Source organism: Micromonospora coerulea (assembly GCF_016598485.1).
GTDB classification, from domain to species: domain Bacteria; phylum Actinomycetota; class Actinomycetes; order Mycobacteriales; family Micromonosporaceae; genus Micromonospora; species Micromonospora coerulea.
In genome coordinates this window covers 1-24,265 of record NZ_JAEMUW010000048.1, presented here as the reverse complement: position 1 = coordinate 24,265, position 24,265 = coordinate 1, and the positions used below count along the sequence as shown (strand labels likewise).

Here is a 24,265-nt window from a genome sequence, read left to right as displayed (position 1 = left end):
CCTGGGTGAACTGTTCGGTGGCTCCCGTCTCGGTCGCGTCACCGTCGCCGCAGCCGGCAACAGCCATCACGAGAAGGAGCACCATCAGTCTGCGCATCCGACGGATCCTGCCAGAAGAGGCGGTGCCGTGCGGTCCGCCGGGCGCGGCGCTACCCGGCACTGCTGCCCCAAGGTCACATGCGCTGTCATGCCGCTGAGAAGGTGCGTCGATCAGCATCTGCTCGTCCCGACGATCGGGAGCTCACGGCTCGGCTGCTTTCAGTCCTCGAGTGGATCCCAGTGGTTGTTGTAGCGCAGGAGTGATTGGGCCAGGTCGGGGTGAGCGGCTGCCCACACGGTGTCGAACAGGAACCACTGCTGGTACCCGAATGACTGACCACAGTGCATGATGACTTGGGCGAGATGTTCGTCGACTTCAATGCGCGATGCGTCGGGGCGTCGGCCGTCGACGTATCCGCCCGTTGTAAGAAGCTCCATGGCTTGGCGGTGAGCGGGGTCGTGGTCGTTGGGCAGGTTGGGCCACGGGTCGGCGTTGAGGTTGAAGCCGGGCCATCTGTTGCACTGGTCCAGCGCCGGCCTGATGGCGTCTTCTTCGGGTGCGACGAGTGCTCGCAAGACCAGCAGCTCGGGTGGCCATGCTGCACCCCTGTCGGGGTCCGCAGTCCGGAGATGTCCGGCCAGTTCCCGCAACCTGACACCTGGGAATACCAGCGGCTGGGAGCAGGCGAGGCTTTCACCGTCGTAGAACGTGAGGAACACCGCGTACGTGCTGGCGTCACCGGTACTGGCGGGCGTAACGACCGTCACCGGCACATCGGCGGCGAACGATGTCGACTCACCTTCCGCGCCGGGCAACGGCCACGACTGGAGCAGGTATGCCAACCGGTCGGGGGCGGTCGCGACCACCTCGTCATCGAGGAAGAAATAGGCCAGTTCCACCTCGTCGTCCTCGGTCCGTACCCGGAGGCTGTGATCGTCGAGGCGGATAAAGTCTTCGTCACCCTCGACGTACAAGTGCTCATGCAGGAGCTCGCGCAGCTCGCTGGTCGTTGCCGGCCGAGGCAGACCATGCTTCCGTACCGCCTCGAAGATTGAATCGAGGCCGTACACGTCACCGCCCAGCTCGTTCTCGACCCAGGACTCCGGATCGTCGCAGTCCCAGCCTCGCCAGAACCAATTCAGCACGGTCTCGTCCGGCAGCCGCCGGACCCGCTTGCTCAACTGGCCCTCGTAGTGCGAGCGATACACGAAATGCACGGCGTGACGGTACTGCAGCCGGTCACGCAGATGTTGACGGCCGGAGCGCAGTCTTCTGCCGCAGACCGCATGCGCCGGTAACTGGCCTGTTCGTCAACCATGCACCAGCCATGAAGCCGGGCGCATGAAGTAGCGCATCATGCCAAGTGCCTGGCAGCCATGCTTGACCGATCGATCGGCCCTGGCGGCGTAAGTCGGCCTGCCTCGTAGGCGGTCAGCCGACGCAGTATCTCCGCGCGGTCGTAGCTCGGAAAGCGGACCAACAGGAGCCGTAGCTCGAACTGCGACTCGCACAGCTGGTCGAAGGTCGCCCTGTCCATCGGTCGGGCGGACACGTGCCACGAGTCCGGTGCTGCCCAGTGGGTCATCCGCAGGTAGAAGGCGTCGCGAGGGCCGGCTTGGGCGAGCGCAGTCAGGAACGCCAACCCGTCGTGGATCGGGCAGTTGATGTAGGCCCACCCCACTTGCGCAGCGATGACCGGGGCCATGTGCGGCAATTGTTCCGGCCTATGGGATCTGATCGAGGTCTACGGGCCAACCGTGGGCGAGTTTCTCACCGGGTTCGCCGCGCTCCCGCCGTCCGCGTTCGGGGATTCGCCGACGTGGCCGACGCGATCGTCGCGGGCGCCGGCATGGCGGAGCCGCCGCTGCGCCTGGCCGTCTGGCCGGCGCGATCGACGGCATCCGAAGCGCGCTCGAATCCCGGCCGGCCGAGCTGGAGAAGTCAGCCCAGCGCGGCCGCCTTGCGCAGCAGCACCGAGCGTTCGCGCTGGTTGGCGCACAGCCGGGCCGCCAGCTCCAGCTCGGCGCGCGCCTCCGGTCGCCGGCCGAGGCGGGCCAGCAGCTCCCCGCGTACGGTCGGAACCAAATGCGAACCGGGGAGCCGGTCCAAGGCGATCAGCTCGTCCACGATGGCCAGGGCCGGCGCAGGACCCGAGGCCATGGCCACGGCGACGGCCCGATTGAGCTCGACCACCGGCGAGGGCGCGACCCGGCCGAGCGCCTCGTAGAGCACCACGATCCGGTCCCAGTCGGTCGCCTCGACCGAGGGCGCCGACGCGTGGGCGGCGGCGATCGCGGCCTGCAGGCCGTAGGGGCCGAGGCCGCGAGTCGATGCCTTGGCCAGGGCGGCCAGCCCACGGCGGATCGCCGAGAAGTCCCACCGCCGCCGGTCCTGGTCCTCCAGCAGGACCGGCGAACCGTCCGGGCCGGTCCGGGCCGGGAAGCGCGCGGCCGTCAGCTCGCACAACGCCAGCAGGCCGTGCACCTCCGGCTCGTCCGGCTGCAGCGCGGCCAGCGTGCGGGCCAGCCGGATCGCCTCGTACGCGACGTCGGGGCGCAGCAGCCGATCGCCCGACGTGGCCGTCGACCCCTCGGTGAAGATCACGTAGAGGGCGCTGAGCACGGCGCCCAGCCGTTCCCGGCGCTCGCCGGCCGCCGGCAGCTCGAACGGCACCCCGGCCGCCGCGATCGTCTTCTTGGCCCGGGTGATGCGGGCCTGCACGGTCGGCACAGGCACGAGGAACGCGCGGGCGATCTCCTCGCTGGACAGGCCGCCGACCACGCGCAGGGTCAGCGCCACCCGGGCCTCGCGAGAGAGCACCGGGTGGCAGCTGACGAACATCAGCGCCAGGACGTCGTCGTCGATCCTGTCGGGGTCGATTTCGTCGTCGACCGCCGGGCCGGCCGCCAGCAGGGCGTACCGGTCCTGCAGGGCGGTCCGGCGGCGGATCGCGTCGATCGCCCGCCGCCGGGCCGTGGCCATCAGCCAGCCGGCCGGATTGGCCGGAGCGGCAAGCGGCCACGAGACCAGCGCCTCAGCCACCGCCTCCTGGGCCGCGTCCTCGGCCAGCCCGAAATCGCCGGTGAACCGGGTCAGCGCGGCGACGATCCGCGCCGACTCGATCCGCCAGACGGCCTCGACGTCGGCCGTACCCATCAGATCTGGCCGCTGCTCTCGCGCAAGGCCCCTTCCTTGACGAACTTCCCGTTGTCCTGCGGGACCTCGTCCTCCCCGGGCACCCGCCGGATCTCGATCTTGGACCCGGGGACCGCCGGGACCCGCTTGGCCCACTCGACCGCCTCCTGTTTCGAGGCGACGTCGAGCAGGAAGAAGCCCCCGAACAATTCCTTGGTCTCTCCGTACGGCCCGTCCGTGACCACCGGGGCCTCGTCGCTGAAGTGCACCACGACGCCCCGGCCGGGATCGTCCAGCCCTTCGGCCGCGACGTAAACGCCGGCCTTGGCCGTCTCCTCGATGAACAGGCGGGTCGCGGCCATCATCTCGTCGACGTTGGCCATCATGGCCGCGTTCGTCTCATCGGTGCCCCGCATGATCAGCATGTACTGCGGCATCGCGTTCTCCTCATCCGGCGGGGCCGCCTCTCGACCCTCGCACCCCCACGTCGAACGAGCGACCCGCGGATCGACACGGCCCCGGAGAAATCTCTCGCCGCGACGCAGCCGATCCCTCCGACCCGCGTTTCGCCCGTCAGACCGGCCCCTGAGCGATGGCTGACGGGGAGGCCCTAATGATCAGAAAGCTTAACGTCGCAGCTTTGGAAGGCGGCAACGCTCACGGATCTGGGAAAGGCATTCGGGACGCGCTCAGTGGTTGATCGCTCCAGCTCACCGGTGAGCAAAGATGTGGCCTGTGGGCCATGAGCATCACGTCTTTCGCAACCCGTCGCCGGCAACGCCGGTTGCGGTGCATGCGGCACTCGATTGCGGCGATCTCTCCGACGCCCTGGACGCCATGGTTGGTGCTGTCCTGTATGGCGTCTGTCGTACTTGCCGACATCCTTATCTGCCGCTGATCGGGGGCTGGTCGTGCCGGAGATGGTGCGCGGTCATGGCCGATGTGAGGGTGTCGACCGAGACGAGCATGGTGGTGGTGCAGTTCGGCTCGCAGCTCTTCGCGGCGGTGGCGGTGCCGCGCCGTCAGGCCACCGTGAGCACCACCTTGCCTCGCACGTGTCGGGTCTGTACCTCGAGGTGGGCGCGGTCTGCCTGGCTAAGCGGGAACGTCGCGTGGATGGGGATCTGTAGCCTTCCCTGGTCGTAGAGGGTGACGAGTTGGCGCAACGCGGCGGTCGATCGGCCGCCGACGCGGAGGATCCCGTGCTCGCTCACTGCTCGCGTGTCGACGAGGGTGCCGATGCGGTGCCGGTCCGGTACGAGGGCCAGGGAGGCGGCAATGGCTTCGCACCCGACGGCGTCGAGCACGGCGTCGACCCCGTCGGGTGCGAGCAGCCGGATGCGGTCGACGAGCCCGGGGCCGTAGGAGACTGGTGTCGCGCCGAGCGAGCGGAGGTAGTCGTGGTTGTGTTCACTGGCGGTGCCGATGACGGTGGCGCCCCAGAGGCGGCCGAGTTGTACGGCGACGGTGCCGACGCCACCCGCGGCGGCGTGGATCAGTACGGTGTCGCCGGGCTGGACCCCGATCTGGCGGAGTGCGGTGTAGGCGGTCTGGCCGACCGCGGGCAGGCCGGCGGCGACGGTCCACGGCATGCTGGCGGGCTTGTGGACGGTGTCGGCGGCGTCGACCACCACGTATTCGGCGTAGCCTTGGGCGGTCGTCGAGCCGAGCACCTCGTCGCCGGTGGCCAGGCCGGCCACTCCGTCGCCGACCTGGTCGACGACGCCGGCGTACTCGTTGCCGAGGCGTTGCGGGAAGTCGGCGGGCATGGTGGCGGCGAAGTCGCCCCGGCGCAGTTTGACGTCGACGGGGTTGACGCCAGCGGCCTTCACCCGGACGCGGAGCTGACCGGTCCCGGGTGCCGGTGGGTCGATGTCGATCGGGTGTAGTACTTCGGGGCCACCGTAGGCGGAGAAGGCGATCGCCAAGGCCATGGAAAGCTCCTCGCGAAGTCGTTGATCAGGCGGGGTACGGCAGGGCCGTGCGGGCGGCGCGCAGTGACCGGCCCCACCAGGTGAGGTGCCGCAGTAGCGTGGCGGCGGCGGTGTCGGCGGTACGCGGGTCGGCAAGTCTCCCGTCCCCGTCGAACTGGTCGTGTGCCAGATGGAAGCTGACCGTCTCGCGGATCCCGACGGCGTGCAGTTCGGCGAAGACCTGGCGCAACTGTTCGACGGCGCGCAGTCCGCCGGCGAGTCCGCCGTACGAGACGAAGCCCACCGGCTTGGCCTGCCATTCGGCGCGGACGGCGTCGATCGCGCGTTTGAGCGCGGCGGGGTAGCCGTGGTTGTACTCGGGGGTGACGACCACGAAGGCGTCGGCGGCATCAATTCGGGCGGTGAACGCAGCGACGTCCGCCGTGTGCTCCAAATTGTCCGGCAGCTGGATGTCGCACAGGTCGATCAGGTCAAGCTTCAAACCGTCATCTCCTTCCGCCCGATTGACGAACCAGCGGGCGACCGTCTCGCCGAACCGTCCCGTCCGCGTGCTGGCGATGATGACCGCGATTCGCAGCGGTGGCTCGCCTCCCAATTTCTCAATGTTCATGATCCGATTCCGTTCTCACTCGCGGGTTCTTGTTGGGTCGGTCGAGCCGCTGGCCGACCGGTTCTTGCCGGCTGGGTGTCGCCAGCGGCGGCCGCCAGCGTCCGGCGGATGTCGGCCAGCGCCCGGGCGAGGTCGGCCCGCTGCTGCTCGGTGAGGCCACCGAACGTGAGCCGTTCCAGCTCGGTCCAGATCTCGCGTATCCGTGGGCAGAGCCGCCGTCCCTTGCCAGTCAGCGCGACGACCATCGTTCTCCTGTCTACGCGCGATGGGGTGCGAGTGATCAGGTCGGCGCGTTCCATCGCCTGCAGGGTGTTGGTGACGGTGGATCGGTCGCGCCCGAGGAAGTGGACGATGTCGGACTGCGCCGTCCGTCCCTTTTCCTGCAGGAAGAGCAGCACCAACTCCTGCGGTGCGACCAGGTCGATGCGCTGCAACATCGCGGTCGCGAGCGCGGCGTGCGCCCGGACGACCTGGAGTAGCGACGAACTCAGCGGCGCCTCGGCCACGCTTACCCCGAAGTGCGGGACGCGGCCTTCCCCTCCTGTCTCGATGGTCATCGCCACAGCCTAACCTAGCCGCTGGCATGCCAACAAACTGCCGATACTGTTGGCCTGCCAACGGACTGGAGCGTGAGTCAGGACATGGGCGGGCAGGGCGCGACCGAGCAGGAGCCGCTCCGGCGGGAGGCCAACCACGGAGAGGCCGGCCCTGGTTATCCCGCTTACCGGATGGTGCGTCGACCGCTTCGGCACCAAGACGACCTGGCTGTGGGTGCTGGCGGTGTTTCTCGCCGGCTCGGTCCTCTGCGGCGCCGCCTGGTCCGCGAGCAGCTTGCTAGCAGCGGGTTTATGGTGGCCGGATGCTTGACCTGAGCAGGATAGACCTGGAGGAGATCGCCACCGCGCTCGAGGACCAGACCGACTACGAGCACCGGTGGCTGATCGACCCGCAGACCGGCGAGATCGTGTTCTGGACGACGGACGGCGGCATCGACGGACACACGCCCGTCAACCTTGACGACCTCGACCTGGTGGGCATCGATCCGCTGCCGTCCTACGTCTGGTACCAGGACATGGCCGACTTCGCTGAGAGGATCAGTGACGCGGCGGCCGGCAGCCGGCTCGCGCGAGCTATCCAGGGCAGGGGTGCCTTCCGCCGGTTCAGGAACGAGTTGCACGAGGAGTATCCGCACCTGCTGCCGGCGTGGTCCGCCTTCCGGGAGGTGCGCGCAAGGCGGCGGGCGGTTGAATGGCTGGTCGACAACTCGCTGGTCGACGAGGAGGCGGGCGAGCGTTTCGTGGCCGAGCACCGAGATCCCGACCTTCCCTGAGCTGGCGCTCGCCCCGCGCGACATCCTGTACGACGAACGCACGCATCTGCCCCGCCCGTGCTATGCAGCGTCACGGCAAGCGGATCGAGCGGGCGTCCGCTCGTCGCCGATGAGAGGACGATTGGTATACGGGTTCACCCGCCTCGTTGCCACGGTTGGGGCCCACATGTGCAAGGGGTAGCTCCGCTTCGGCGGCGGCCGCCGTAGGTAGTCCTTGGTCGGCCAGGCCGATGAGCCCGATCCCGGGTTGCGCGGTGGTCGTGCTCATGAGGCGATGCTGTTCAGCTCGGTCAGCTCGTCCTCGGGAAGGGTCAGCGCAGCACCGGTGACGTTCTCGCGCAGGTGCGCGACGGATGAAGTACCTGGGATGAGCAGGATGTTCGGTGCGCGCTGTAGCAGCCACGCCAGCGCGACGGCCATGGGCGTGGCGTCGAGACGAGTGGCGACCGCGTTCAGTTCCTCGGACTGGAGTGGGGAGAAGCCGCCGAGCGGGAAATAGGGCACGTAGGCGATGCCCTGCGCGGCGAGGGAATCGATCAGGTCGTCGTCGGCCCGGTTCGCGATGTTGTAGAAGTTTTGCACGCACACGATCGGCGCGATGGACTGTGCCTCGGCGATCTGCTCGGCGTTGACGGTGCTGAGACCGAGATGCTTGATCAGTCCCTCCTGCTGCAGCCGGGCGAGCACGGTGAACGGCTCGGAGATCGAGCCGGGAGTGGGTCTGTCCAACCCGCCGACGCGCAGGTTGACGACGTCGAGCACGTCCAGTCCGAGGCGATCCAGGTTGTCGGACACGGCCTGGCGCAGCTGCTCGGGTGCGAGCGCCGGCGGCCAGTTCCCCTCGGCATCTCGCAAGGCGCCGACCTTCGTCACGATGTGCAGATCGTCCGGATAGGGGTGCAGGGCTTCCTTGATGATCTGGTTGGTGACGTACGGGCCGTAGTAGTCGGCCGTGTCGATGTGGTTGATTCCCAGGCGCACGGCCTCGCGCAGCACGGCCACGGCAGCGTCGCGGTCGGCCGGTGGGCCGAATACGTGCGGGCCGGCCAACTGCATCGCGCCGTACCCCATCCGGGTGACCGTCAGGTCGTCGGCCATGGTGAACGTTTCACCCGGACGTGCTTGCGCCGCCATTGAGAATTCCATCCTTGTTGTCGCCAGTCCACGGGCTTCCCGCCGACGCGGGCCGCCAAACGCGGCGGCGTCAGCACGTGATGGCTTCACCCTCCGCACCGTGGCCCCGGGCGTCGGCGGGCCACGTTGTCAATCTGCGGGTGCCGGCTCGGTGGGCCGTGGCGTGAAGAAGCGGATGATGTCGTCGGCTGCGGTGGGGGACAGCATCATTGCCTGGACTCGTGCGGACATTTCGGCGATCGGGTGGGTTCTGGTGAACATCGCCTCTTCGTACGTCTGGATCGCCGAGTCGGGGTCGGCGGGGTTGGTGGCGAGTTCGGCGGCGAGTTCGGCGGCGTCGAGCATGGCTTGGTTGGCGCCCTCGCCGACCGGCGGCATCAGGTGCGCGGCGTCACCGATGAGGGTGATTCCCGGTTGGTGGGCCCAGCGTGTACCGGTGGGCATCGCCTCGATCCTGCGTGGGGTCGGCGGGCCGTCGCCGGCTTCGATGAGTGCGGTGAGGCTGGGGTTCCAGCCATCGAACATGTCCAGCAGAGCGCGCTTGCTGCGGTAGGTGTCTATGTGGCGATCGTCCGCGCGTAGGGAGATCCCGACTCGGATGCTGCCGTCGCCGAGGCGTTGTGCTGCCAGGATCTGGTTCACGCCGATGCACCAGAGGTTTCCGGGGCCGACCAGATCGGCGAGATCCGGGTGGCGCCGGTCGACGTCGCTGATGCTGAGCTCGGCCAAAGTGGCCACGGAGGACAGTGTCGCGTCGGTCAGTAGCGACCGGACGACCGAGCCTGCGCCGTCCGCGCCGATGAGGACGTCGCAGTCGGCGCTGTGGCCGCCATCGAACGCCAGCCCGAAGCCTCCGTCGGGTCGTGGCGTCGCCGCGACGAGCCGGTGCTGCCAGGCCACCGCGTCGCCGGGGAGCGAATCGAGCAGAAGATCACGCAGTGCGCTGCGGTCGATCTCGGGGCGTCCGGAGAATGAGCCGGGTTGTGGCTTGTGGTGCACGAGGGTGCGTCCGGCCGGGTCGAGGATGCGATGTTCCTCGCCCTCCGGCCGTGCCTCGGACCGGAATCGGCCGGCGAGGCCCGCTGCGGCCAGGGCCCGTTGCCCGGACTCCGGGTGCAGGTCGAGCGATCCGCCCTGCGACCGCGCGGATCGGCTTGCCTCGCGTTCGTACACCACCGCGCCGATGCCGTGCCGGTGCAGGATTCGGGCCAGCGTCAGGCCGCCGAGGCCACCACCGGCGATCGCAATTCGCATCAGCATCTCCGTTACCGTACGCTGTATCTTATGGATACGCCGTACGGTAGCGCACCGCTGCCCGTCTGGGAACGGCCCGAGCCTCAGCCGCGGGCGGCGCCGGTGCCGCTGAGCCGCGCGAAGATCGCCGCCACGGCGATCCGGATCGCCGACGCACACGGCCTCGAGGGGCTATCGGTACGTAAGATCGCCAAAGAGCTCGGTGTCGGTCCGATGCGGCTCTACGACTACGTGATCAACAGATCCGAACTGCTTGATCTGATGGTCGACGCCGTGTATGCCCAGATCGCCGAGGCCGGCCAGCACTCCGAGTGGCGCGCCACGGTACTGGCCATCGTTCACCGGACCCGCGATGCCGCTCTTGATCATGAGTGGTTCGTCGACCTGCTCGGCGGAAGGCCACACATAGGACCTCACGCGCTCGCCGTGGGCGAATCGACCGCGGCGGCGCTCAGCCAGGCCCCCGGCGTGCGCCGGATCGACGATCTCCAGCGGGCCTTAGGCGCCCTCAACGCGTTCATCGTCGGAGCGCTCCGCAGGGAGATCACCGAGCGACGCACCGCCCGTTTGACCGGCACCGACGTGTCCGCTTGGCAGGCCGCCCTCGGACCCTACCTGACACGCATGCTCGAAACAGGCCGCTATCCCACCGTCGCCCGGCTCGTCATCGACGGCGCCCACCTCAACGCAGAGGAAACCTTCCACCACAACCTGATCACCATCCTGGACGGCATCACCAGCCATCCCCACACGTGACCTACTACTCGCGGGCCAGTACCGGCTGAACACCGATACACCTCGATCGGACATCCGGATCTGCCGCGGACCGCGCGCTGCGGCTGCCCGCCAACCCAACCTTCGATCAACACTCAGGGTCAACCGACGTTGGATTGCTGACCCTTGGCGACGCCCGTCGCCTCCGCTTCGCGGTACGGGGCCAGGAATGTGGTCAGTGCCGCCAGCATCTCGTCGGGAGCCTCCTCGGCGACGAAGTGGCCGACGCCGGGAATGACCAGGCTCTGCACGTCGTCCGCGACGGCTTTCACCGCCTCTTCGACGTGGTCACCGAAGCTCTTCTCCCCGCCGATCGCCAGGACGGGCATGGCCAGCCGCGTGTTCTTGCGCTGCCCGTCCTGGGCGATGGTCGTGTCGAGCGCGCGGTACCACCCGAAGCTGCCGCGCAGGGAGTCCGGGTTGGAGAGCAACTGGACGTAGTAGTTGATCGCGTCGTCGGGCAGCTTCTTGGCGGCCGCGTCGAACTCCCAACGGAAGAAGATGTCCTCCCGTCCCGCGACGAGCTGTTCGTTCAGCTTGTCGATCCGGTTGAAGCCGAGATGCCAGAGCCGGTCGTTGAGCGGCCCCGGAAGGAACAGGGGCGGTGCCTGAACAGTTCCCGGGGACCCGGGGATCTCGGCGAGAGCCAGGCGGTCGACCCGTTCGGGGTGATCCGCGGCCAGCGCGTAGCTGATCGCGAATCCGGTGTCGTGGCCGACCACGGCGAACCGCTGGTGGCCGAGCGCGTCCATCAGCGCGACCAGGTCACCGGCCTGGGTGCCGGTGTCGTACCCGCCCGCGGGCTTCTCGGACAGCCCCATGCCGCGCTGGTCGACCGCGATGACCTCGAAGCGCCGGGCCAGCGCCGGCATCAGCATGCGCCACGCGTACCAGTTCTCCGGCCAGCCGTGCACCAGCAGCAGCGGCGGTCCGTCGCCTCCGATGACCGCGTGCAGCTGTACTTCACCGGCGTCGACGTACCGGCTGGTGAACGTGTCGGTGAATCCTGCCGGGAGCTGCGGCGCCTGCGAGACGGAGCCGGGGCCCTCCGCGACGGGGAACCGGGTGGAAGATGAGCTCACGGCGATCTCCTTTTCACCACGCGTCGGGGAGTTCGTACCGGACAGATGCCGTCGGCCAGGCATGGGTAGCGGCATGTCGTGCACCGCAGCGAACGGAAGCTCCCGGCAGCTCGCACGGGAAAAGTTCCGGCTCTTCGCATGCCGCGAAGTGGCCGCCCTTGTCGATCCGAGCGAGGAGAAGCCTCGTCGGCGCCGGTCAGGCTCGGTGCCATGGCAAGGTCAGCGTAGCCGCGGGCCGGGGACGTGCGAGCCGGAACGCCAGCTTCGCGCCGCTACCACCCAAAGCCTCGATTCTTCGCTGCGGCCCTGTTTTGCGCAGCCGTTTCCGTTACGGCTGGTGTACGGCTGGCCGCAGACCTGGTACGCCTGGCGCGTCGGGCCGTCGACCTTGTGTAGGACGAGGCACCTCGGGTAGTCCGCTGCGGCCTGTCAGCAGGTGCGCGTCCAGGTCGACCGCGGGGCAGCCGCTTGCAGCTCACCTGAGGAGCACGTGTCATGAGCATCGCCGGACAGAGGCGGGTGTCCCCGACAATCTCCCTGCTTCTGCTCGCCTCGATCCTCGTCTCCTTCGTGGCCGCGTCGACGGCCCCGACTCCCCTCTACGGGATTTACCAGGCGCGCTGGCACTTCTCGCCGGTCACGACGACCGTGGTGTTCGCCGTCTACGCCCTCGCGGTCCTAGCGTCCCTGCTCACGGTCGGCAAGCTGTCCGACCATGTCGGGCGGCGGCCGGTGCTGCTCGCCGCGATCGCGGTCCAGATCATCGCGTTGGTCCTCTTCATCGTCGCCACCGGCGTGCCGACGCTGCTGGCCGCCCGGGTCGTGCAGGGGCTCTCGGCCGGTGCCGCCACCGGCGCCGTCGGTGCCGCCATGCTCGACATCAACCGCGCCCGCGGCACGCTCGCGAACTCGATCGCCCCGGGTATCGGCACCGGCATCGGTACCCTGCTCTCGGCATTGCTCATCCAACTCCTGCCCGCGCCGACGCGACTGGTGTACGTCGTCCTGCTCGTCGTCGTGCTGATTCAGGGCCTCGGGGTCGTACTGATGCCGGAGACGGTCACGCCGATGAAGGGAGCGCTGCAGAGCCTGCGGCCGGAAATCAAGCTGCCCCCCGCCGTGCGCGCGCCGCTACTGGCCGTCGCCCCGGTGGTCTTCGCCGTCTGGGCGCTGGCCGGCTTCTTCGTCGCGCTCGGCCCGGCGCTCGTGCGCGCCCTCATGGCCACCTCGATCGTGGTCGGCGGTCTGGCCGTCTTCGTCTTCGCGATCTTCGGGGTCAGCACCATTCTCCTGCTGCGCAACGCTGCCGCGCGGACCATCATGTACACCGCGATCACCGCACTCATCCTGGGCATGATCATCTCGCTGGTGTCGGTCACCGCCGGGTCCATCGCCGGCTTCTTCGTCAGCCTCGCGCTCGGCGGCGTCGGTTTCGGTGGCGGTTTCCAGGGCAGCATCAAGACGGTCATGCCGCTCGTGGAGGCGCACGAACGCTCCAGCGTGCTCTCCCTGCTCTACATCGTCTGTTACGTCGGCTTCGGCCTACCCGCCGTCATCGCCGGCTTCCTCGTCGTCTACGGCGGCGGCCTGCTGCGGACCGCCAACGAGTACTCCGTCGCCGTCATCCTTCTCGCCCTGGTCGCCCTGCTCGGGCTGCGCAGGGCCAGCAGGACGTCACCCGGCTGACCCGGACGCATCGGATGGAACAAGTCGGTTGGATACCACGGTGGCCAGGGCGGTATCACCGCGCGGCGGACGCGGTACCCGGTCAGGTGGCCTGGAACCCCGGCCAGCTGTCCCCGCTTCCGGGCGTCGCGTTCGATCTCAATCAGCACCGGTTTGCCCGGCACAGGGGCGCCGGTGGCGCCTCGGGGTCCATCCGCTCCAGCCACTGGACCCGCCACGCCGGCGGCTCCCACAGCTCCCCCAAGTAGATGCGCTCGCGCACCACCTTGCCGTCGCGGAACTCCAGGATGCCGACGGCCATGACCGGTCGGTCGTCGTACCGGATGGTGTACTCGTTGACCCAGAGGGCGGTGCTGGCCGCGGCGGGCCCGGGCGACGAGCGGCGGACCGGACCGCGCGTCAACACCGGCCGGCCGCCGACCGACGAGGAGCTCGCCGTCCGCCGCCACCACCTGTCGTACGTCACCTTCAACCTGCGGTCCTGACCGGCGCGCCGGCGCGCTGCCGTCGATGACCCGACCGGGTGAACGGCCTTCGGAGCTGGGCCGACGACGGCCCGGGGCAGGAGATGCTGCGAGCGGTGCCGCCGGCGCGGTGCCGAGGTGCCAACAGACGCGCGTCCATCGGATGTGGGCTGCGTCGGCTCCGCACCACTACCGGTCGACCTCGACCTTCCCCGGGACCGTTGAGCCGCACGACGCCGCCGCAGGCGGCCATGGGTGCGGCCAGGCGCCCGGGGACCAGCAGGGCGGAAAGGAATCGCACATGGCAGCGGGGGATGTGCCCGAGCGGATGCAGGCAGCGGCATTCGACGAGTTCGGCGGTCCGGAGGTGATCACGCCGCGCATCCTGCCGGTGCCGCAGGTCGCCGACGACGAGGTCCTGCTCAAGGTGTGGAGCGCTGGTGTGGGGGTGTGGGACGCCCTCGAGCGCGCCGGCTCGCTGGTGCCCGAGGGCAGTGAGTTCCCGATCGTGCCCGGCGCTGAGGCTGCCGGAACCGTCGCCGCCGTGGGAGAGCAGGTGACCAACGTGGCGGTGGGCGACCTGGTCTACGTGTACGGCTACCGCCGGCCGAAGGGCGGCTTCTACGCCGAATACGCGGCGACGAAGGCGCAGTACGTCGCGAAGCTGCCGGCGAGCGTGCCGGCGGAGCACGCGGGCGCCATGCCGACGGACGCGCTGACCGCGCTGTCGGGTCTGGACGTCCTCGGCCTCCCGGCCGGGGCGTGGGTGCTGATCTTCGGCGCCAGCGGCGGCCAGGGACATCTGGCCGTGCAGTTGGCCAAGCGGCAGGGGCTCCGGGTCATCGCCGTGGCCTCCAGGGCGGCGGGCGTGGCGCTGGTGACCCGACTCGGCGCCGACCTGTCCCTCGACGGACACGGCGACCTCACGCAGGCGCTCGCCGCCATCCGCGAGGTGGCCCCGGACGGCGTCGACGGCGTCCTCGCGATGGCGGGTGGCAAGACGTTGGACCGACTCGCCGAAGCGCTACGTGACGGGGGCGTCCTCGCCTACCCCAACGGCGTGCAACCGGTACCGCGCGAACGACCGGGGGCGACGGTCCAGGCGTACGACGGCGAGACGGGTCCCGAACGGTTGCAGCGCCTCAACGAGCTCATCGAGGCGGGACCGTTCGAGGTGCATATTGCCGAGAAGTTCGCGCTGGGGCGGGCGGCCGAGGCGCATCGACGCCTGCAGACCTCGTACCCCGGAAGACTGCTGATCACCGTCAGGTAGTGACGCCCGGCCTGGGCCTTGGTGCGTCCCGGCGCACGGCCTTCTCCGCAGCCGGGCGGGGAGGACCCGCAGTGGGTCACCTGACAGAATCGGCGGGCAGTACGTGTCGCACCGGCGCGAACCGCCATGATGAGCCGGTGAAGATCCTCTCCATCCAGTCTTCGGTCGCCTACGGCTATGTCGGCAACTCGGCGGCCGCCTTCCCCCTTCAGCGGCTCGGGCACGAAGTCTGGCCGGTACTGACCGTCCACTTCTCCAACCACACCGGGTACGGCGCGTGGCGCGGGCCGCTGCTGGCGCCGGGCGACGTGGCCGAGGTGATCGCGGGTATCGCGGACCGCGGGGTCCTCGGCAGCGCCGACGCGGTGCTGTCCGGCTACCAGGGTGACCCGGCGATGGGCGCGGTGATCCTGGACGCGGTGGACAAGGTCAAGGCGGCCAACTCGGACGCGGTGTACTGCTGCGACCCGGTGATGGGCGACGCCGGCCGCGGGTTGTTCGTCCGGCCAGGCATCCCGGAGTACATGCGGGACGTCGTCGTCCCGCGCGCGGACATCATCACCCCGAACCATTTCGAGCTGGACTTCCTCGCCGGCCGTAGGACGAACTCGCTGGCGGAGTTGCTGGAGGCGGTCGATGTGGTGCGCGAGACGGGGCCGCGGCACGTCCTGGTCACCAGCGTGCTCCACCGCGACGTGCCGACGGGATCGCTGGAGGTGGTGGCCGTCTCGGACGAGGGCGCCTGGGCGGTGACCACGCCGCTGCTGCCGATCAACCCGAACGGCGGCGGCGACGTCACCGCGGCGCTGTACCTCGCGCATCTGTGGACGACGGGCTCGCCCGCGACGGCACTGGAACGCACCATCGCCTCCGTCTTCGCCATACTCGAGGCGACCCTCGCCGCGGGCACCCGGGAGATCCAACTGATCGCGGCCCAGGGCGCGATCGCCGAGCCGCCTACCAGGTTCACCGCCCGGCGGCTGCGCTGACGCGACTTCCTTCGGGGCCGTCCCTGACGCGTTCACCGCGGGCGCATGGCCTTCCCGGGCTCGGTGCGCAGCGGATCCGGGCGTGTCCCTCGCCCAGCGGCGCGCAACCGCCGTGCCCGTTCAGCTCGGGTCGAGCCCGCCGGTGGAGACCTGTACCTAGAGGTTGAGCGGTCCCGGGTCGGTGCACATCGTCCGGAACCGCTGCCGCGGGTCGGGCACCAGATGCCGGGCGGACAGGTCGAGCAGCCCGCCCACACCAGTCAGGGTGGCGACCGGGGTGCCGTCGGCGCGGACGTAGTCCTGCTGGATCTGGAAGGTTTTGCCCATGCCCCAGCGGAAGTCGCAGGACACGTCCACCTCGTCGCCGCCGCGCAGCTCCCGCAGGTACCTCAGCGTGACTTCCAGGGCGACCGGTCCCACGCCCGCGCTGATGAGCCGGTCCTGGGAGATGCCCGCGGCGCGCAGGCACTCCCACCGGGCGTGCTCGCCGTACTGCAGGTAGACCGCCTGGTTCAGGTGGCCCTGCGTGTCGAGCTCGTAGCCGCGGACCGTGATACGCACCCGGAACGGATCTTCCATGGACCCGAGCCTAACGGCGGACGCGACCTTGGCCGACGGGACGCCGGCGGTCCAGGTGTCGTCGGTCCTATTCGAGGCCCCGGAGGATGTGGAGCTCGTCCATGGCCTCGTCATCGTCCACGCCCGCACGCCCGAGCAGTGCCGAGCGGGCCCAGATCGACAGGGACGTGGTGGTTCCGGTCGTGCCGTCGATCTGCTGACCCTCGCTGTGCGGGCCCCACTCGATCCGCAGCTCTGTGTCGGGATCCTTCATGGTGCTGCCTCCTCGTCACCATCCGTCGGTCGCTGGTACGGCCTTCTCGGAAACCATCCCACGCCACAGTGCATCGAAACCCTCAAGTTTCGAGCAAAGCGCCGGGTCCGGACCGGCGGGGCGTACGGGTCAGCGCAGGCGGGCGAGAAAGGTGCGGATCTGCTCGCGGGCGCGGCGGGTGATTTCCGGGCCGTGGGTGAAGGCGGCGATGTCGTAGTCGAGCTCGCCCAGCAGGTGTGCGGTGCGCTGGGTCATCCGGAAATCCGTGCAGAACGACTTCACCGGCCAGCGGACCCCCGCCACGTTGAACAGCGCGTCGCCGGTGATCAGCACCCGGGTCGGCTCGTGCAACAGCGACACGTGCCCGGGGGAGTGCCCGGGGGTGTGCCACACCCGCAGGCCACCGCCGACGGCCAGGACGTCGCCATCGGCCAGCGGCCGGGCCACCTCGACGGCCGGGAACCGGCCTCCGCTCAGCCGCCCGAGGATCCGCCCGGATGTGATCGTCGGGTCCTTCGGCGGCACCCGCCCCGCTTCGGCGTACGGCACGTCGGCGGTGTGCACGGCGACCGGTGCTCCGGTGCGCCGGGCCAGGTCGGCGGCCCCACCGGCATGGTCCCGGTGGGCGTGGGTCAGCACGATCCGCGTCACGTCGGCCGGCGTCTTTCCGATGGCCGCCAGCCCGCGCACGATCCGGGCTGGCGCCCGCTTGACCCCGCAGTCCACCAGCGTGACGCTGCCGTCGTCGTCGACGAGGGCGTACGAGTTCACCAGGGCGCGACCGATGGTCGGAATGCGCCAGACCCCGGGAGCGAGCGGAACCGCCGCGGATCTTCCCATCAGCGGAGTCTATCGGCATCACCATCGATCTCTGCCCGGCGGAGACGTCGCCTCCGGGTGTGGACTCAGCTCTGGGTGAAGGCCAGGGTGTCGCCCGCGAGCCTGATCCGGCCGACCACGATGAAGTCGGTGATCACCCCCCCCCCGGCGGCGGGTGGGGAGCTGCGGGGGCTGTACTCCACCCGGCCCGGCAGGGCGCTGGTCACCATCAGCTCGCCCCGGCTGCCCGTCTCGACCCGGACGCAGCGTGTCGACACCGGATGGGCGTACGCGTCTCTGGTCCGGCCTGTGGTGCCGGGCGTGGCGTCCTCCGTCAGGCTGGCCGATGCCCCGGAGCACGTCGGTCACCGGCCGACCGAGGCCAGCGCCTTCATGATCACATCGGCGACCACCTGCGGCTTGGACACCATGATCACGTGGGAGCCCTCCTCCTCGGTGATGGTGGCCTTGGCCCGCTGGGCCATGGAGCGCACGACGTCACTGCCGGCGGCCTTGTCGCCGGTGGGGACCACCGACCAGGCCGGCAGGTTCTTCCAGGCGGGCGGACCGGACTTCTCGGCGAACGCCAGCGCCGAGATGGGGCGCTGGGTGGCGGCCATGACGGCCGCGTCCTTCGGCGACACGTCGGCGGCGAACGCCTCGTGGAACTTGGCCGGGTCGATCATGAACTCCTGCTCGGTGCCCTTCGCGGTCGGGTAGGTGCGCGCCACCAGGGCCGAGTTCAGCACACTGTCCTTGGAACCGCCCTCGATGGTCATCAGGCTCTCGCCTTCGTCGGGGGCGAAGGCGGCGACGTAGACCAGGCCGACGACGTTGTCGACCTGGGGCACCGCGTTGGTGATGACCGCCCCGCCGTACGAGTGACCCACCGCGAGCACCGGGCCGGAGAGCTGCTTGAGCGCGCTCGCCACGTACGCGGCGTCCTCGGTGACGCCCCGCAGCGGGTTGGGGATGCAGGTGGCGGTGATGTCGGCGGCCTGCAACCGTTCGACCACGCCGCTCCAGCCGGAGCTGTCGGCGAAGGCCCCGTGGACCAGGGCGACGGTGACGTTGCTGCCGCCGGACGAGGTGTCACTCATGGTGCTGCCCTCCGTGGTCGTGGAATCGGTGCTGCCGATGCGGTCAGAGGTAGGACCAGCGGTTGTGGTGCGGTGTCGAGGCCGGTTGGCGGCGCGGATCGTCGGCATCCGGCCCCAGCATCGCTCCAATCGGGCGGTGCCGCGGCGCTTTCTGGAAAGCCCCACCTGGCTCCTTGCCTGGCCAGGCAAGGAGCCAGGTGGGGGAATCCCGCGGGCAGGACGGCGTACGTGGGTCAGAGTCGGCCGCCGGCGGCGGTGTCGGAGAGGCGCTGGGCGAGGTAGATCGGGACGATCGAGAGCACGATCAGGACCGCCGCGACGACGTTGATCACCGGGGCCTGGTTGGGCCGGAACAGGTTGTTGAAGATCCAGATCGGCAGGGTCTGCACGCCCGGCCCGGCGGTGAAGGTGGTCACGATGATCTCGTCGAAGGAGAGCGCGAAGGCCAGCAACCCGCCGGCGAACAGCGCCGAGCGCAACAGCGGGAACGTCACGTACCGGAACGTCTGGAGGGTGTCCGCGCCGAGGTCCGCGCTCGCCTCCTCCAGGTTGCCGCCCAGCCGGCGCAGCCGGGCCAGCACGTTGTTGTAGACCACCACGACGCAGAACGTGGCGTGTCCGACGATCACCGAGAACAGACCCTTGCCCACCCCCAGCGGCTCGATCACCGACCGGAAGGCGGTGTCCAGCGCGATGCCAGTGACGATGCCGGGCAGCGCGATCGGCAGCACCACGAGCAGCGACACGGCGTCGCGCCCGAAGAATCGGTAACGCTGCACCGCGAACGCCACCAGCGTGCCGAGCAGCAGCGCCACGGCGGTCGCGCCGATACCCGCCCGCACCGAGGTCCACAGCGCCTCCCGGGCGGCCGCGTTTTCCCACGCCCGCACCCACCAGTCGGTGGTCCAGCGCGGCGGCGGCCAGGCGAAGGTACGGTCGGCGTTGAACGAGTTGGTCAGCACGATGGCCAGCGGCACGTAGATGAAGGCCAGGCCCAACGCCATGGCCCCGCGCAGCAGCCAGCGCGCCCCCCGCGACAGCGTCACAGCTCCTCCAACGCGCCGGACCGGCGCACCGCCACCAGATAGCCGACCATGATCAGCACGGGAATGGTCGCGAGCGCCGCCGAGAACGGCAGGTTGTTCGCCGCGCCGATGTTGGCGTACACCAGGTTGCCGATCAGTTGCGTCTTGCCGCCGACGATCTGCACCGTGATGTAGTCGCCGAGCGACAGGGAGAACGTGAAGATCGAGCCGGCGATCACCGAGGGCACGATCATCGGCAGCACCACCGAGCGGAAGGTGCGCCCGCCCCGGCCACCGAGGTCCGCCGACGCCTCCAGCAGGGAATCCGGCAGCCGCTCCAGCCCGGCGTAGATGGGCAGGATCATGTACGGCAGCCAGAGGTAGCTCAGCACCAGGACGATCGCCGGCAGTCCGTACCCGGGACCGTTGCCGCTGCCCCCGAAGAGCCAGTCCACCGGGCCGTCATTGGCCAGCATCACCCGCCAGGCGTACACCTTGACCAGGTAGCTGGCCCAGAGCGGGGTGAGGATCGCGATGACCAGCAGCCGGCGGCTGCGCGGGGAGGCCACCTTCGCCATGAAGAACGCCATCGGCAGCGCGATGAACACGTCGACGACGGTCACCGCGGCGGCGATGCCGAGGCTGCGCAGTGTGACGGTGCGGTACACCTCCTCGGTGAGGATGGTGCGGAAGTTCGCGATCGTCGGTTCGCGGACCAGGCCGCCGGTGAAGCCGTCGACCGTCCACAGCGCGGAGACGAAGAGCACCGCCAGCGAGCCGAGGTACGCCACCAGCAGCCAGAGCAGCGGCGCCGAGAGCAGCCCGGCGAGGCGTGCCCCACGGTGGCGGTGCAGCCAGGAAGAGAGCCGGCGGACCGGCCCGCGAGCGATCGTCGCGTCGCTCGCGGGCCGGTCCACGGTGGAGAGAACGGTCACCTGGGTCAGCCCTTGATCGTGGTCCAGGCCTGGGTCCAGGCCGCGTAGTCCTTGCAGGTGACGTCGGTACGACCGTCGAGGCACTGCGCGACCGGAGTGCTCCAGAACCAGACCTTCTCGAAGTACGCCTCGTCGGCGGCGTGGAACGTGGCGCAGTGGTTCTTGTCCGCCGTCTTGTCGCAGGAGAGCTTGTTCGCCGGGGCCTCGCCGAACCACTCCGCCACCGCCGCGTTCGCCTGCGGGTCGATGATGTGGTTCATCCAGCGGTAGCCGCAGTTGGGGTGCTTGGCCTTGGCCGAGATCATCCAGGTGTCGGACCAGCCGGTCGCCCCCTCCTCCGGCAGCACCGCCGCGACGGGCGCCCCGTCGGCCTTGGCCAGGTTGACGATGACCTGCCACGAGGTGCCGACCACGGAGTTGCCGGACTTGAAGGCCTGGACCTCCTTGGTGTAGTCCGACCAGTACTCGCCGATCAGCTCGTTCTGCTTCTTCAGCAGGTCCACGGCCGCGGCGAACTGCTTGTCGTCCAGCGCGTACGGGTTCTTGATCCCCAGTTCCGGCTGGTGCTTCATCAGGTACAGCGCCGCGTCGGCGATGTAGATCGGCGAGTCGTACGCGGTCACCATGCCCTTGTACGGCGAGTTGGCGTCGAACACCGCGCTCCAGGACGTGGGCGCCGGGGTGACCTTGTCGGTGCGGTACATCAGCAGGTTGGCGCCGCGCCCGTGCGGGATGCCGTACGAAACCCCGTCGGCCGAGTTCCACTGCTTGAGCTTCAGGCCGTCGAAGACGTCCTTGTAGTTCGGCACCAGGTCGGTGTTGACCGGGGCGACCTGGCCGCCGTAGATCAGCCGCAGGGAGGCGTCCCCGGAGGCCGAGACCAGGTCGTAATCGCCGGTCTTCATCAGCGTGACCATCTCGTCGGAGGTGCCGGCGACCTTCACGTTGACCTTGCAGCCGGTCTCCTTCTCGAAGCCGGTGACCCAGTCGACCTTCGGGTCCGTGGAGCCGTTCTCGACGTACCCGGCCCAGGCGACGATGTTGACCTGGCCCTCGCCGGCGCCGAGCGACGCCAGCTTGTCGATCTTCGGCGGCTTGATGCCACCGGGGCCGGAGCCGCCGGTGGTGGTGCCGCCGCCGTCGCCACAGCCGGCGAGCGCGAGCAGGCCGGCCGCGGCGAGCGCGGTGAAGACTCGGGTGGTGCGCATGGGCGCTCTCCTTCTGGTCATCGAGGGTGGACGGGGTGTTTCACCTGTTTCACCGGGCCGCGGCGGGGACCGGGACGACGTGCTCGGCCCGCCAGGCCAGCCGGATGGGTGTGCCGCGCAGGACCGCCGCGTCGGCGGGCGAGGACTGCTGGTTCTGCTTCACGACCACGACGCGCGCCCCGGCGTCGAGGTCGACGACGAACCGGGTGGCCGCGCCCGCGTAGATCACCTCGACCACCTGGCCCGTCGCGCCGATCTCCTCGGCGGACGCGGAGGCGCCGCCGAGGCGGATCTTCTCCGGCCGTACGGAGAACACGCCGTCGCGGCCGAGCACCGCCCGGGCCGTCTCGCCCTCGAAGAGGTTGGAGGTGCCCACGAAGCCGGCCACGAACGCGGTGCCCGGGCGCTCGTAGACCTCGGCCGGCGTGCCGACCTGCTCGATCCGGCCCTGGTTGAACACCGCCACCCGGTCGCTCATCGTCAGCGCCTCCTGCTGGTCGTGGGTGACGAAGACGAAGGTGATGCCGACCTCGCGCTGGATCGCCTTCAACTCGACCTGCATCTCCTCGCGCAGCTTCAGGTCCAGCGCGCCCAACGGCTCGTCGAGCAGCAGCACGGCCGGGCGGTTGACCAGGGCCCGGGCCAGCGCGACGCGCTGGCGTTGGCCACCGGACAGGGCGCCGGGCCGGCGCTCGCCGTACCCGTCGAGGCGGACCGTCCGCAGCGCCGCCGCCGCGCGCTCGCGGCGCTCGGCGCGCGCGACCTTGCGGACCCGCAGGCCGTACTCGACGTTCTGCTGCACCGTCATGTGCGGGAAGAGGGCGTAGTCCTGGAAGACGGTGTTGACGTCCCGGTCGAACGGGGCGAGCCGGGTGACGTCCCGCCCGGCGAGCGTGACGGTGCCGGCAGTCGGCAGCTCGAAGCCCGCGATCATCCGCAGCACCGTCGTCTTGCCCGAGCCGGACGGTCCCAGCATGGCGAAGAACTCGCCGTCGGCCACCTCGAGGTCGACGCCGGCAACGGCCGTCACGGCATCGAACGACTTGCGCAGCCCGGTCAGGCGGATGGCGGGTTCCGGCACGGCAACAGCCCCACTCCTCGACGGATCAAGAAGATCCGCACGGCAAACGGCTACGAATTCTTGAGCGGGAGAATAAAGCCGCAACGGATACCGTAGTCAAGGGTTGTTGCCGGATCGTTGAGGTGACACCGGTGCGCGACGCCACCGCCGCTGGCGGCGCACCTGCTGCGGGCCTGCTCAGCGGCCCGCGATCCCGTCTCCATGCCGGCGCCGCGGCGGCGCAAGGACGAAATCCGGGGGTACGGGCAGGATCCCGCTGTGTCAGGGTGGAGGTCTGTCGGAGCGGGTGATGGGTCAGAAGAGGGACGGGATGAGGCACGGTCGGGTCGGCATGGTCGTGCACGCCGGCAAGGAGGAAGCGACGCGCGTCAGCCAGGACGTCCGCGCCTGGGGCGTCGCGCACCGGATCGACATCGTCGACGTGGACGTCTGGCGGGAGGAGCCGCGGCGCACCAGCCGCGCCGAGGCGCAGGCCATCGGGCCGCTGGACCTAATCGTCACGATCGGCGGCGACGGCACCTTCCTGCGAGGGGTGCACGTCGCCGCGGCGGTCGACTGCCCCGTCCTCGGGGTCAACCTCGGCCGCGTCGGGTTCCTCACCGACGTGCCACCCGGCCGCACCGTGGAGGCACTGGAAGGCTTCCGCAACGGGGTCGCCTGCACCGACGAGCGGATGACCCTGACCATGCGCGCCTCCCGCCCCCTGGAGATCCCGCCCGAACTCGGCACGCTGCTGCGTTACGGCCGTGGCCCCGCGATGCCCCCGCCAGAGGTGCGCGACAGCTTGCCCGATGACGTCGGCTGGGGGGTGCCGCTCGACGTCACCGCCGTGAACGATGTCGTCTTCGAGAAGCTCGCCCGCGACCGGCAGGCCAGCCTCGGCCTCTACGTCGCCGGGCGGCTGTTCGCGTCCTACTCCGCCGACGCGGTGATGGTCGCGACCGCCACCGGATCCACCGCCTACAGCTTCGCCGCCGGCGGCCCGGTCCTGTCGCCACTGCTCGACGCGCTGCTCTTCACGCCGGTGGCGCCGCACATGGCGTTCAACCGCAGCCTGGTCGTCTCCGCCGAGGAGTCCGTGGGGATCCGGGTCCTGCCCCGGTCCGGGCAGGTCGCGGTCAGCATCGACGGACAGCTGCGCGGGGTGCTAGACCCGGGCGACTGGGTCGCCGCGTACGCCTCGCCGTGGCGGCTGCCCATCGTGCGGTTCGAGTCAACCGACTTCTTCGGCCGGCTGCGGGACCGCTTCTCCCTGGCGGACGCGCCCGCCGCCTCGGCCGACGGCGACGCCCCGCTGGTGTACCGCCCGGCCGATCCGGTGCCGGAGGATGTCCGCCACCTGCGGCACCCGCAGCCCCCGGTGCCGGGGCCGGGCGCAGGCCCTCGATGACGTGCCGCCGGGTCGCCGGAGGGACCCCTGCCGCCTGCTCGGCAGCCGGAGCGACCGGCAGGGTCGGGGGCCGACCTGCCTCAAGCGTTCCTTCGCTCGGGTTGAGGCTGCACGGATAGCCGTACGTCGAGGGTGTGACGGGGGACGCCTCCGGTGGAGTTGACGATCAT

27 protein-coding genes are annotated in these 24,265 nt (G+C 69.8%); 7 read left to right on the top strand and 20 right to left on the bottom strand.

Annotated features, from left to right (window positions below; translation table 11 throughout):
* Positions 1–258: 258 nt before the first annotated feature.
* The 7 genes from I8N68_RS31040 to I8N68_RS31010 all read right to left on the bottom strand — a co-directional run bounded on the left by I8N68_RS31040 (position 259) and on the right by I8N68_RS31010 (position 6,276).
* On the bottom strand, positions 259–1,257 hold the full coding sequence (locus I8N68_RS31040) for a hypothetical protein (RefSeq protein WP_200216672.1): 999 nt from the start codon (positions 1,255–1,257) through the stop codon (positions 259–261).
* A 137-nt stretch (positions 1,258–1,394) separates the two neighbouring features.
* Complete coding sequence (locus I8N68_RS31035) at positions 1,395–1,745, bottom strand: hypothetical protein (RefSeq protein ID WP_200216671.1); 351 nt, start codon at positions 1,743–1,745, stop codon at positions 1,395–1,397.
* Between the two features lie 236 nt (positions 1,746–1,981).
* Entirely contained in the window at positions 1,982–3,196 is a 1,215-nt protein-coding gene (locus I8N68_RS31030; RefSeq protein WP_200216670.1) for an RNA polymerase sigma factor, read from the bottom strand.
* A complete protein-coding gene (locus I8N68_RS31025; RefSeq protein ID WP_200216669.1) occupies positions 3,196–3,612 on the bottom strand; it encodes a YciI family protein in 417 nt (138 codons plus the stop codon). Before I8N68_RS31025 ends, I8N68_RS31030 begins: the two co-directional genes overlap by 1 nt.
* A 585-nt stretch (positions 3,613–4,197) precedes the next feature.
* Complete coding sequence (locus tag I8N68_RS31020; protein ID WP_200216668.1) at positions 4,198–5,109, bottom strand: NADP-dependent oxidoreductase; 912 nt, start codon at positions 5,107–5,109, stop codon at positions 4,198–4,200.
* Between the two features lie 25 nt (positions 5,110–5,134).
* Positions 5,135–5,719, bottom strand: a complete 585-nt coding sequence (locus I8N68_RS31015) for an NADPH-dependent FMN reductase (RefSeq protein WP_200216667.1) — start codon at positions 5,717–5,719, stop codon at positions 5,135–5,137.
* Positions 5,716–6,276: a MarR family winged helix-turn-helix transcriptional regulator gene (locus tag I8N68_RS31010; protein ID WP_200216666.1), complete on the bottom strand. Its 561-nt coding sequence runs from the start codon at positions 6,274–6,276 to the stop codon at positions 5,716–5,718. The genes I8N68_RS31015 and I8N68_RS31010 overlap by 4 nt, the downstream gene beginning before the upstream one ends.
* Positions 6,277–6,578: 302 nt before the next feature.
* Here I8N68_RS31010 and I8N68_RS31005 point away from each other — a divergent pair, with 302 nt between their 5' ends.
* Positions 6,579–7,049, top strand: a complete 471-nt coding sequence (locus tag I8N68_RS31005; RefSeq protein WP_200216665.1) for a UPF0158 family protein — start codon at positions 6,579–6,581, stop codon at positions 7,047–7,049.
* Between the two features lie 264 nt (positions 7,050–7,313).
* Here the strand turns inward: I8N68_RS31005 and I8N68_RS31000 are convergent, their stop codons facing one another.
* Together I8N68_RS31000 and I8N68_RS30995 are read right to left on the bottom strand one after the other, a co-directional pair.
* Entirely contained in the window at positions 7,314–8,183 is an 870-nt protein-coding gene (locus I8N68_RS31000; RefSeq protein WP_200216664.1) for an aldo/keto reductase family oxidoreductase, read from the bottom strand.
* A 129-nt stretch (positions 8,184–8,312) separates the two neighbouring features.
* Positions 8,313–9,437 (bottom strand): FAD-dependent oxidoreductase, encoded by a 1,125-nt coding sequence (locus I8N68_RS30995; RefSeq protein WP_200216663.1) that lies wholly within the window; start codon positions 9,435–9,437, stop codon positions 8,313–8,315.
* 30 nt (positions 9,438–9,467) lie between these two features.
* Here I8N68_RS30995 and I8N68_RS30990 point away from each other — a divergent pair, with 30 nt between their 5' ends.
* Positions 9,468–10,193, top strand: coding sequence for a TetR/AcrR family transcriptional regulator (locus tag I8N68_RS30990; protein ID WP_234040921.1), 726 nt, complete (start codon positions 9,468–9,470; stop codon positions 10,191–10,193).
* 119 nt (positions 10,194–10,312) lie between these two features.
* Here I8N68_RS30990 and I8N68_RS30985 read toward each other — a convergent pair whose 3' ends face one another.
* Entirely contained in the window at positions 10,313–11,293 is a 981-nt protein-coding gene (locus I8N68_RS30985) for an alpha/beta fold hydrolase (RefSeq protein WP_307813047.1), read from the bottom strand.
* 495 nt (positions 11,294–11,788) lie between these two features.
* On the opposite strand from I8N68_RS30985, the gene I8N68_RS30980 reads away from it, so the two are divergent.
* Positions 11,789–12,979, top strand: a complete 1,191-nt coding sequence (locus I8N68_RS30980) for an MFS transporter (RefSeq protein ID WP_200216662.1) — start codon at positions 11,789–11,791, stop codon at positions 12,977–12,979.
* Positions 12,980–13,121: 142 nt separating this feature from the next.
* Here I8N68_RS30980 and I8N68_RS30975 read toward each other — a convergent pair whose 3' ends face one another.
* On the bottom strand, positions 13,122–13,280 hold the full coding sequence (locus tag I8N68_RS30975; protein WP_200216661.1) for a hypothetical protein: 159 nt from the start codon (positions 13,278–13,280) through the stop codon (positions 13,122–13,124).
* On the opposite strand from I8N68_RS30975, the gene I8N68_RS30970 reads away from it, so the two are divergent.
* From I8N68_RS30970 to pdxY, 3 genes are all read left to right on the top strand, one after another.
* Positions 13,279–13,464: a hypothetical protein gene (locus I8N68_RS30970; protein ID WP_200216660.1), complete on the top strand. Its 186-nt coding sequence runs from the start codon at positions 13,279–13,281 to the stop codon at positions 13,462–13,464. The genes I8N68_RS30975 and I8N68_RS30970 overlap by 2 nt on opposite strands.
* Before the next feature lie 280 nt (positions 13,465–13,744).
* Positions 13,745–14,716: a quinone oxidoreductase family protein gene (locus I8N68_RS30965; RefSeq protein ID WP_200216659.1), complete on the top strand. Its 972-nt coding sequence runs from the start codon at positions 13,745–13,747 to the stop codon at positions 14,714–14,716.
* A 137-nt stretch (positions 14,717–14,853) separates the two neighbouring features.
* The gene (gene pdxY, locus I8N68_RS30960) at positions 14,854–15,705 is read left to right on the top strand and encodes a pyridoxal kinase PdxY (protein ID WP_200216658.1); all 852 of its coding nucleotides are present in this window, start codon (positions 14,854–14,856) and stop codon (positions 15,703–15,705) included.
* A 156-nt stretch (positions 15,706–15,861) separates the two neighbouring features.
* Here the strand turns inward: pdxY and I8N68_RS30955 are convergent, their stop codons facing one another.
* From I8N68_RS30955 to I8N68_RS30915, 9 genes are all read right to left on the bottom strand, one after another.
* Positions 15,862–16,284, bottom strand: coding sequence for an acyl-CoA thioesterase (locus tag I8N68_RS30955; protein ID WP_200216657.1), 423 nt, complete (start codon positions 16,282–16,284; stop codon positions 15,862–15,864).
* A 67-nt stretch (positions 16,285–16,351) separates the two neighbouring features.
* Positions 16,352–16,537: a hypothetical protein gene (locus tag I8N68_RS30950; protein WP_200216656.1), complete on the bottom strand. Its 186-nt coding sequence runs from the start codon at positions 16,535–16,537 to the stop codon at positions 16,352–16,354.
* A gap of 129 nt (positions 16,538–16,666) precedes the next feature.
* The gene (locus I8N68_RS30945; protein ID WP_200216655.1) at positions 16,667–17,377 is read right to left on the bottom strand and encodes an MBL fold metallo-hydrolase; all 711 of its coding nucleotides are present in this window, start codon (positions 17,375–17,377) and stop codon (positions 16,667–16,669) included.
* A gap of 65 nt (positions 17,378–17,442) precedes the next feature.
* Positions 17,443–17,634, bottom strand: a complete 192-nt coding sequence (locus I8N68_RS30940) for a hypothetical protein (protein ID WP_200216654.1) — start codon at positions 17,632–17,634, stop codon at positions 17,443–17,445.
* Between the two features lie 87 nt (positions 17,635–17,721).
* Positions 17,722–18,456 (bottom strand): alpha/beta hydrolase, encoded by a 735-nt coding sequence (locus tag I8N68_RS30935; protein WP_200216653.1) that lies wholly within the window; start codon positions 18,454–18,456, stop codon positions 17,722–17,724.
* Between the two features lie 233 nt (positions 18,457–18,689).
* Entirely contained in the window at positions 18,690–19,502 is an 813-nt protein-coding gene (locus I8N68_RS30930; RefSeq protein WP_200216652.1) for an ABC transporter permease, read from the bottom strand.
* Positions 19,499–20,416 (bottom strand): ABC transporter permease, encoded by a 918-nt coding sequence (locus I8N68_RS30925; RefSeq protein WP_307813046.1) that lies wholly within the window; start codon positions 20,414–20,416, stop codon positions 19,499–19,501. Before I8N68_RS30925 ends, I8N68_RS30930 begins: the two co-directional genes overlap by 4 nt.
* 5 nt (positions 20,417–20,421) lie before the next feature.
* Complete coding sequence (locus tag I8N68_RS30920) at positions 20,422–21,624, bottom strand: ABC transporter substrate-binding protein (RefSeq protein WP_200216649.1); 1,203 nt, start codon at positions 21,622–21,624, stop codon at positions 20,422–20,424.
* Between the two features lie 49 nt (positions 21,625–21,673).
* On the bottom strand, positions 21,674–22,705 hold the full coding sequence (locus I8N68_RS30915; protein ID WP_200216647.1) for an ABC transporter ATP-binding protein: 1,032 nt from the start codon (positions 22,703–22,705) through the stop codon (positions 21,674–21,676).
* A 310-nt stretch (positions 22,706–23,015) separates the two neighbouring features.
* On the opposite strand from I8N68_RS30915, the gene I8N68_RS30910 reads away from it, so the two are divergent.
* Positions 23,016–24,095 (top strand): NAD(+)/NADH kinase, encoded by a 1,080-nt coding sequence (locus tag I8N68_RS30910; RefSeq protein ID WP_200216644.1) that lies wholly within the window; start codon positions 23,016–23,018, stop codon positions 24,093–24,095.
* Positions 24,096–24,265 lie beyond the last annotated feature (170 nt).

What these genes read in the sequence shown, in the direction of transcription:
- I8N68_RS31035 (WP_200216671.1), bottom strand. Translation starts at nt 1,745, where the DNA reads ATGGCCCCGGTCATCGCTGCGCAAGTGGGGTGGGCCTACATCAACTGC.
- I8N68_RS31030 (WP_200216670.1), bottom strand. Translation starts at nt 3,196, where the DNA reads ATGGGTACGGCCGACGTCGAGGCCGTCTGGCGGATCGAGTCGGCGCGG.
- I8N68_RS31025 (WP_200216669.1), bottom strand. Translation starts at nt 3,612, where the DNA reads ATGCCGCAGTACATGCTGATCATGCGGGGCACCGATGAGACGAACGCG.
- I8N68_RS31020 (WP_200216668.1), bottom strand. Translation starts at nt 5,109, where the DNA reads ATGGCCTTGGCGATCGCCTTCTCCGCCTACGGTGGCCCCGAAGTACTA.
- I8N68_RS31015 (WP_200216667.1), bottom strand. Translation starts at nt 5,719, where the DNA reads ATGAACATTGAGAAATTGGGAGGCGAGCCACCGCTGCGAATCGCGGTC.
- I8N68_RS31010 (WP_200216666.1), bottom strand. Translation starts at nt 6,276, where the DNA reads ATGACCATCGAGACAGGAGGGGAAGGCCGCGTCCCGCACTTCGGGGTA.
- I8N68_RS31005 (WP_200216665.1), top strand. Translation starts at nt 6,579, where the DNA reads ATGCTTGACCTGAGCAGGATAGACCTGGAGGAGATCGCCACCGCGCTC.
- I8N68_RS31000 (WP_200216664.1), bottom strand. Translation starts at nt 8,183, where the DNA reads ATGGCGGCGCAAGCACGTCCGGGTGAAACGTTCACCATGGCCGACGAC.
- I8N68_RS30995 (WP_200216663.1), bottom strand. Translation starts at nt 9,437, where the DNA reads ATGCGAATTGCGATCGCCGGTGGTGGCCTCGGCGGCCTGACGCTGGCC.
- I8N68_RS30990 (WP_234040921.1), top strand. Translation starts at nt 9,468, where the DNA reads ATGGATACGCCGTACGGTAGCGCACCGCTGCCCGTCTGGGAACGGCCC.
- I8N68_RS30980 (WP_200216662.1), top strand. Translation starts at nt 11,789, where the DNA reads ATGAGCATCGCCGGACAGAGGCGGGTGTCCCCGACAATCTCCCTGCTT.
- I8N68_RS30970 (WP_200216660.1), top strand. Translation starts at nt 13,279, where the DNA reads ATGACCGGTCGGTCGTCGTACCGGATGGTGTACTCGTTGACCCAGAGG.
- I8N68_RS30975 (WP_200216661.1), bottom strand. Translation starts at nt 13,280, where the DNA reads ATGGCCGTCGGCATCCTGGAGTTCCGCGACGGCAAGGTGGTGCGCGAG.
- I8N68_RS30965 (WP_200216659.1), top strand. Translation starts at nt 13,745, where the DNA reads ATGGCAGCGGGGGATGTGCCCGAGCGGATGCAGGCAGCGGCATTCGAC.
- I8N68_RS30955 (WP_200216657.1), bottom strand. Translation starts at nt 16,284, where the DNA reads ATGGAAGATCCGTTCCGGGTGCGTATCACGGTCCGCGGCTACGAGCTC.
- I8N68_RS30950 (WP_200216656.1), bottom strand. Translation starts at nt 16,537, where the DNA reads ATGAAGGATCCCGACACAGAGCTGCGGATCGAGTGGGGCCCGCACAGC.
- I8N68_RS30945 (WP_200216655.1), bottom strand. Translation starts at nt 17,377, where the DNA reads ATGGGAAGATCCGCGGCGGTTCCGCTCGCTCCCGGGGTCTGGCGCATT.
- I8N68_RS30935 (WP_200216653.1), bottom strand. Translation starts at nt 18,456, where the DNA reads ATGAGTGACACCTCGTCCGGCGGCAGCAACGTCACCGTCGCCCTGGTC.
- I8N68_RS30920 (WP_200216649.1), bottom strand. Translation starts at nt 21,624, where the DNA reads ATGCGCACCACCCGAGTCTTCACCGCGCTCGCCGCGGCCGGCCTGCTC.
- I8N68_RS30910 (WP_200216644.1), top strand. Translation starts at nt 23,016, where the DNA reads ATGAGGCACGGTCGGGTCGGCATGGTCGTGCACGCCGGCAAGGAGGAA.